4 protein-coding genes are annotated in these 6,879 nt (G+C 68.6%); all 4 read right to left on the reverse strand.

Translation table 11 applies throughout. From position 1 onward, the window contains the following. Window position 1: 1 nt before the first annotated feature. Complete coding sequence (locus D7W82_RS02745) at window positions 2-2,740, reverse strand: TonB family protein (RefSeq protein WP_120616833.1); 2,739 nt, start codon at window positions 2,738-2,740, stop codon at window positions 2-4. A 191-nt stretch (window positions 2,741-2,931) separates the two neighbouring features. Continuing rightward, window positions 2,932-3,432: a hypothetical protein gene (locus D7W82_RS02750; RefSeq protein WP_120616834.1), complete on the reverse strand. Its 501-nt coding sequence runs from the start codon at window positions 3,430-3,432 to the stop codon at window positions 2,932-2,934. Window positions 3,433-3,558: 126 nt separating this feature from the next. Next, on the reverse strand, window positions 3,559-4,311 hold the full coding sequence (locus D7W82_RS02755; RefSeq protein WP_120616835.1) for a bifunctional 2-polyprenyl-6-hydroxyphenol methylase/3-demethylubiquinol 3-O-methyltransferase UbiG: 753 nt from the start codon (window positions 4,309-4,311) through the stop codon (window positions 3,559-3,561). Between the two features lie 54 nt (window positions 4,312-4,365). Further along, on the reverse strand, window positions 4,366-6,771 hold the full coding sequence (locus D7W82_RS02760) for an excinuclease ABC subunit UvrA (RefSeq protein WP_120616836.1): 2,406 nt from the start codon (window positions 6,769-6,771) through the stop codon (window positions 4,366-4,368). Window positions 6,772-6,879 lie beyond the last annotated feature (108 nt).

The following is a 6,879-nucleotide window of genomic DNA, read 5'->3' on the forward strand; positions in this document are numbered from 1 at the left end:
GTCAGAAGCTTCCTTTCACGCCCACCACGGGGAGGATGGGGATGCCGGGCACCTCGTACTCCCGGCGCTGCCGGTAGTCGTTGAAGGTGAACTCGACGTTCTCCGCGTTGTAGAGGTTCTGCACGTCGATGTAGGCCCCCAGCGTCCAGCTCTGGAATTGCCAGCTCTTGTCCAGCCGCACGTCGAGCTGATGGAACCCTCCCATGCGCGCCGAGGCATAGGGACCGTACATGCCGGTGAAGCGGTTTCTGTCCACCTGGTACTGGTCGAACGTGTGGTTGAGCGGCGTCGTGGGGCGGCCGGTGGTGTAGCGGAAGCGCCCGCCCAGCTCCCAGCCGTTGCCCAGCACGTAGGTGCTCACCAGCGTGAGGATGTGCGTCTGGTCGAAGGGGCTGAGGCCATACGCCGTATCGTCGCCGGTGGGACCGAAGCCCCCACTGCCTTCGGGGATGGGGCCCGCGCGCCCGTCCAGCGACTTGCTGAAGGTATAGGACAACCAGCCGGACCACTTGTCCGTCGCGGACGCGCGCTGCTTCTTCACCATCACCTCCACGCCCAGGGCGCGGCCGATGCCGTCGTTGGAGTACGGCACCTGGAACACGCTTCCGCCCGGGAGGGAGATGAGCTGCCCGGGCGACACGATGTTGCTGAAGCGGCGGTTGAAGAAGCCCGTCACGTCGACGTTGAACACGTCGGTCAGCCGGTGCTCCACGCCGAGGCTGCTCTGGAACGCGCGCTGGTAGGCGAGGTCCGGATTGCCGTACGGCAGGGGAATGAAGCGGAACGTCTCACCCGGCTGGCTGTAGAGGCCGAGCGAGCCCTTGAGCTGGGTGCGCTCGGTGGCATTGAAGGCCACCCACAGGCGGGGATCCAACGCCACGTTCCGGGCGTCGCCCGCGCGCTGGTAGTTGGCGCGCACGCCGGGGGTGAAGATGAACTTCCCCACCTTCAGGTCCGCCTCCACGAAGAGCGCGCCGTCGAAGGAGCCCAGGCCGATGTGCTCCACCAGCAGCTCGCCTACGGACCCGGCGCCGGGGAAGGCCACGTACTCGAAGTTCTCCGGGGCGGGGAACTCCACGTCGAAGGACTGGTGCTCGTAAACGAGGTCCAGGCCGGTGCGCACGGTGAGGTTGGAGGACAGCTCCAGGCCCAGCACCTCGCGCGCGCCCACCGTGTAGCCCACGCCGTCCTGCTTCGCGGCGCCGAAGCTGAAGCTGGTGCCGTCGTAGCCCACGTACGGCGTGAAGACGGACGTGAGCGCGCCCTTGCGGTACGTCCAGTCGCCCTTGATGCGGTGGAAGAGGGTGTGCGTGTCCACCGTCAGGTCGCGCTCGGTCTCCGGGCCTCCGGTCACCAGGCGCAGCTGGTCGTCACTGCCGAAGGCCATGACGTAGCCGGTGCTGCGCGCGCCGCCCGCCAGGGCCTGGGCCTCCTCCTCCGAGCGGGCTCCCCGCTTCGCGCCGAAGTCCACGCGCAGCTGGTAGTCCCAGTATTTGGGGACCACGGACAGGGTGCTGCCCTCGCTCTTGGGGAGGACGGCGGGGAGGATTGTATCGATGTACGAGCGCCGCGCGGCGGCGGCCACGCTGATGCCGTCCGTCACGGGCGCTTCCAGGAAGAAGCCCGCGTCCAGCAGGTCCACCTTCACCGAGCCGTGGAACGTGTCGGCGGCGCCCTTGCGCGTGCCGACCTCCACGATGCCGCCCACCGCGCGGCCGTACTGGCTGCCGTAGCCGCCCGGGAAGAAGTCGAGCTGATCGATGAACTCGGCGTTCACCACCGAGGGCCCGCCGAGCAGGTGGAAGAGGAGGGGGATGCCGACCCCGTCCATCATCGTCGCCGTCTGTCCGGGGTTGGAGCCGCGCACCAGCAGCTGGCCGGAGATGAAGGGCGCACGCGCCACGCCCGGCAGGGTCTGGATGACGCGGATGGGGTCGCCGAAGGTGCCCGGCGTCCGCTGCGCCTCCTGGCGCGTGATGGTCCGGCGCACGACCTCCTTCTTCGGCCGGTCGGAGCGCACGACGGTCTCCAGCGCGCCGCCAGTGGGGGCGAGGAAGAAGTTCACCTCCGTCGTCTCGTCCTCCTGGAGCTGCTCCTTCGTCTGGTAGAGCTGGTAGCCGGACGCCACCACGCGCACCGCGCACTCGCCTGGGGGCACCTCCAGGCTGAAGCGGCCGTCCTCGTCGGAGAGGGCCTCGGGCGCCTCCGGGTCGTCACCGCAGCGCACGGTGGCGCCGGCCACGCGCGAGCGGCTGCCGCGCGAAATCAGCTGGCCCTTGAGCGTGGCCTTCCGCGCCACCGGGGCCTGCTCCGGTCCGGGGGCCTCCTCCGGAGGGGCGTTGAGGGTGAAGTGGTAGATGTATTCCACCTGCACGGGCGCGGGCACACCGTCCACCTCCGCGGGCGAGAAGCGGAACTGGCGCACCGCCGCCATGGCCGCCTCGTCGAAGCCATGGCCCGCGGGCTCCGTGGGCAGCACGTCCGACACGGAGCCGTCCGCGGCGATGGTGATGATGAGGCGCACGGAGGCGGTGAGCCCTTCCGCGAGCGCTTCGGGAGGATAGGGTGCCTCCACCTGCTGCAGCAGCTCCGGAGGCCGGGTGATGACGGGCTGGGCCTGCGCGGGCGGGGCCGCTTCCGCGGGCGGCGCGCCATCCTGCGGTGCCTGTGCCAGCGCCGGGGGCGTCAGCAGGAGCGAGGCCGCGGCGAGCGCGCTTCGGGCGTTCAGGTTCAGGGACATGGGGCGCGGAGCATACGGGATGAGGCCCCGGGTTCCGCATGCCTGAAGCAATCAGGGAGGGAGAGCCGAAGCGGAACCGCAGCTGGACCGTCTTCCCCGCGAACCGCGAGCCGAAATCCAACTTCGTGCCCAGGCCCATCCGTTGACAGACGCTGCTCTGCGCGACGAACGCCTGACTCCCCCCACGGACATCAGAGCATGGGGGAGAAAGGCTTCTTGAGGGTCAGCGTGAGGCCTATCTCCCGGCCATACGGGAGGCGGCCTGACAGGTCCCGCCCGTCCTGGAAGGGGAGGCTGAAGCGGACGCCCACGGAGCCGTAGACGAAGCCGAGGAAGGGCGCCAGGTGGAGCGACGTCGTGGGCCGGTGGGCCGCCGTCCCCGTCTCGTGGGCCACGCCGGTCTCCAGCCCGAAGATCAGGAAGGTGCCCTGGACTCCACCACACAGCCGCGCGTGGTCGCCGTCCATCCACTGCCCCTGCCCGAAGACGCCCACGGCGCCCGACTTGAAGGTGCGCGTGCGGTTGTTGTGCATCGCCACGTTGAGCGTGGACTCCAGGCCCACGCCCCAGGCGGTGTCCTGCTGGCGGCGGCTCACGCTCAGCAGGGGGCCCACCGTGAACCAGGGTTGCGGCGAGCCGTCGTCAGTCGACGCGGCTGGGACCACCAGGGCGAGCAGGGCAAGGGCGTTCATCGCGCCAGGATACGCGGGAGGTGCCCCGTCGCCCGGGTTCCCTCCAGACACTGTCCATGCGGGGGGGGCGAAGTGGTGTTTCTTCCCTTCGCCCAATCCCTGGCGCGGCAGGGCCTGGCGGTACGGCTACCGGCGGATGAGGATCACATCCTCATCCTGTTCCAGCTGGTACGTTCCGTCAGGCTGCTGGCAGCGCTCGGCATGTGCACGGATTCGCGCATCGAGCCTCCCCGCTTCGTCCGGGTTCAGGGCCGCCAGCTGCGCGGCCGTGTAACACCCCTCCAGCACGAGGAAGCGGCAGAGCGTGTACATCTCCTCGAAGGTCTGCGCGGCGAACCCGCTCATCGTCGCGATGGTCTCGTGGGGCAGGTGCTTCCGCTGCACTTCGGCGACGACCTCCTCGCTGAAGTGCAGGGTGTCGGAGAACTCCCGGCACATCGCATGGGTCGGCCCCCGGGCCGCGGCCATCACAATCAGACAGCTCCCGCCGGGCCGCGCGAAGCCGAGCAGTCTGTCAATGAAGCCGCCCCATTCCGAGACAGGGACGTGATACAGCACGTGTGAGCAGACGACCAGGTCATATCTGTCATTGGAGGTGTACCGCTCCAGGGAGACGGGGATGACGGTCGCCTTCGCATGATGGAAGCCGGAGCTCTGCTCGGGGTGGGGTTCGAGCAGGGTGAGCGAGTCGAAGTGCGGAGCGAGCCGCTCCGCGACCTTGCCCGCCCCCGCTCCGACATCCAGCAGGGTGGGGTGCTCGGGGAGACCCGGGAACAGCCGCTCCGTGACGATCTGGTGGATGTTCGTCGGATGCCTTGCGGACGCCGCGAGAATGCGGAACGCCGTGGCGTACTCCTGCGGTGACATCGTGATGGCCATGTTTCTCCCCGGTGTCGGGACGACTGCCGGGGAGAGGCTACCACTCCGTCGCGGCTACCGGGCGGCCTTGCGAGGGCCGCCGACGAACTCCGCCAGGTGCTTGCCGGTCAGCGTCGACTTCGCCGCCACCAGGTCGGCCGGGGTTCCTTCGAACACGATGCGTCCGCCGTCGTGGCCCGCGCCCGGCCCCAGGTCGATGATCCAGTCCGCGTGCGCCATCACCGCCTGGTTGTGCTCGATCACGATGACGGACTTCCCGGAGTCGACCAGCCGGTCCAACAGCCCGAGCAGCTGCTCGAGGTCGGCCAGGTGCAGACCGGTGGTGGGCTCATCGAGCACGTAGACGCCGCCTTCGTCCCCCATGTGCGTCGCGAGCTTGAGCCGCTGCCGCTCGCCACCCGACAGCGTGGTGAGCGGCTGGCCGAGCCGGAGGTAGCTGAGTCCCACGTCGGCCATGCGCTGGAGGATGGCGGACGCGGCCGGCGTCTGCGCCTTGCCTGAGCCAAAGAAGGCGACCGCGTCCTTCACGGGCAGGTCGAGCACCTGGGCGATGTTGAGCCCGCCCAGCTTGTACTCCAGCACCGACGCCTGGAACCGCCGGCCCTCGCAGTCCTCGCAGACCGTGGTGACGCCGGCCATCATCGCCAGGTCGGTGTAGATGACGCCGGCGCCGTTGCAGGTCGGGCAGGCGCCCTCCGAGTTGGCGCTGAACAGGGCGGGCTTCACGCCGTTGGCCTTGGCGAACGCCTTGCGGATCGGCTCCAGCAGGTCGGTGTACGTCGCCGGGTTGCTCCGCCGCGAGCCACGAATCGGAGCCTGGTCGATGGACACCACCCCGTCCCGGTTTCCCACCGAGCCATGGATGAGCGAGCTCTTGCCCGACCCGGCCACGCCCGTCACCACCACGAGCACGCCGAGCGGAATGTCGACGTCGACCTTCTTCAGGTTGTGCGTGTTGGCGCCGCGCACCTTCAAGACGCCCGACGGCTTGCGCACGGACGACTTCAGGGCGACCCGGTCGCTCAGGTGGCGCCCGGTGAGCGTGTTGCTCGAGCGCAGGGCCGCGACGGTGCCTTCGAAGACCACCTCGCCACCGGCGGTGCCGGCCCCGGGGCCCAGGTCGACGACGTGGTCGGCGATCGCGATCATCTCCGGCTTGTGCTCGACCACGAGCACGGTGTTGCCCTTGTCGCGCAGCCGCAGCAGCAGCTCGTTCATCCGCTGGATGTCGTGCGGGTGCAGACCGACGGTCGGCTCGTCGAAGACGTAGGTCACGTCGGTGAGCGAGGACCCGAGGTGGCGGATCATCTTGGTGCGCTGCGCCTCGCCGCCGGACAGCGTGCCGGCGGGCCTGTCGAGGCTGAGGTAGCCCAGGCCGATCTCCACGAACGATTCGAGCGTGTGCCGCAGCGACGCCAGCAGCGGCGCGACGGACGGCGCGTCCAACTTGCGCACCCACTCGGCCAGGTCGCTGATCTGCATCGCGCAGGCGTCGGCGATGTTGATGCCCTTGATCTTGGAAGAACGGGCGGCCGCGCTGAGCCGGGTGCCCTTGCATTCGGGGCAGGCGGTGAACGTGACCGCACGCTCCACGAACGCGCGGATGTGCGGCTGCATGGCGTCCACGTCCTTGGACAGGAACGACTTCTGGATCCGCAGGATGAGCCCCTCGTAGGTGAGGTTCATCTTGTCGACCTTCACCTTGGTCTGTTCCTTGTAGAGGAAGTCGTGAAGCTCCTGCTTGGTGTACTTGCGGATCGGCTTGTCCGGGTCGATGAAGCCGGAGGCCCCGAAGATGCGCACGAGCCAGCCGTCCACGTTGTAGCCAGGGATGGTGAGGGCGCCCTCGTTGAGCGACTTGCTGTCGTCGTACAGCTGGGTCAGGTCGATGTCGCTGACCTGCCCCATGCCCTCGCACTTCGGACACATGCCGCCGGTGACGTTGAAGACCTTCTTCTCGGTCTTGCTGCCCTCGCCCTTCTCGACGGTCATCTCGCCGGTGGCGCGGACCGACGGGACGTTGAAGGAGAAGGCGTTGGATGAACCGATGTGCGGCTTGCCCAGGCGGCTGAACAGCACGCGCAGCATCGCGTTGGCGTCCGTCGCCGTGCCGACCGTGGAGCGGGAGTTCGCGCCCATGCGCTCCTGGTCGACGATGATGGCGGTGGTCAGTCCTTCCAGGACGTCGACCTCGGGCCGGCCCAGCGTGGGCATGAAGCCCTGGACGAACGCGCTGTAGGTTTCGTTGATCAACCGCTGCGACTCCGCGGCGATGGTGCCGAAGACGAGCGACGACTTGCCGGAGCCGGAGACGCCGGTGAAGACGGTGAGCCGCCGCTTGGGCAGCTCCACGCTGACGTCCTTCAGGTTGTTCTCGCGAGCGCCCTGGACGCGGATCAGGTCATGGCTGTCCGCGATGTTCGGACGGCGCTGAGCGGCGGTCTTGTCGGAAGAGGTCATGGGCCCATTATCTCCAGCAGTTGTTCGAGGCGGTCGTGCGGAGAGGCCGATGTCCGCGAACCATTCAGCGAGCCATGTGCCAGGAGCTTTCGTGACCCTCCTGGTTCT

The sequence above is a fragment of the Corallococcus sp. CA049B genome, from assembly GCF_003611685.1.
GTDB lineage: Bacteria > Myxococcota > Myxococcia > Myxococcales > Myxococcaceae > Corallococcus > Corallococcus coralloides.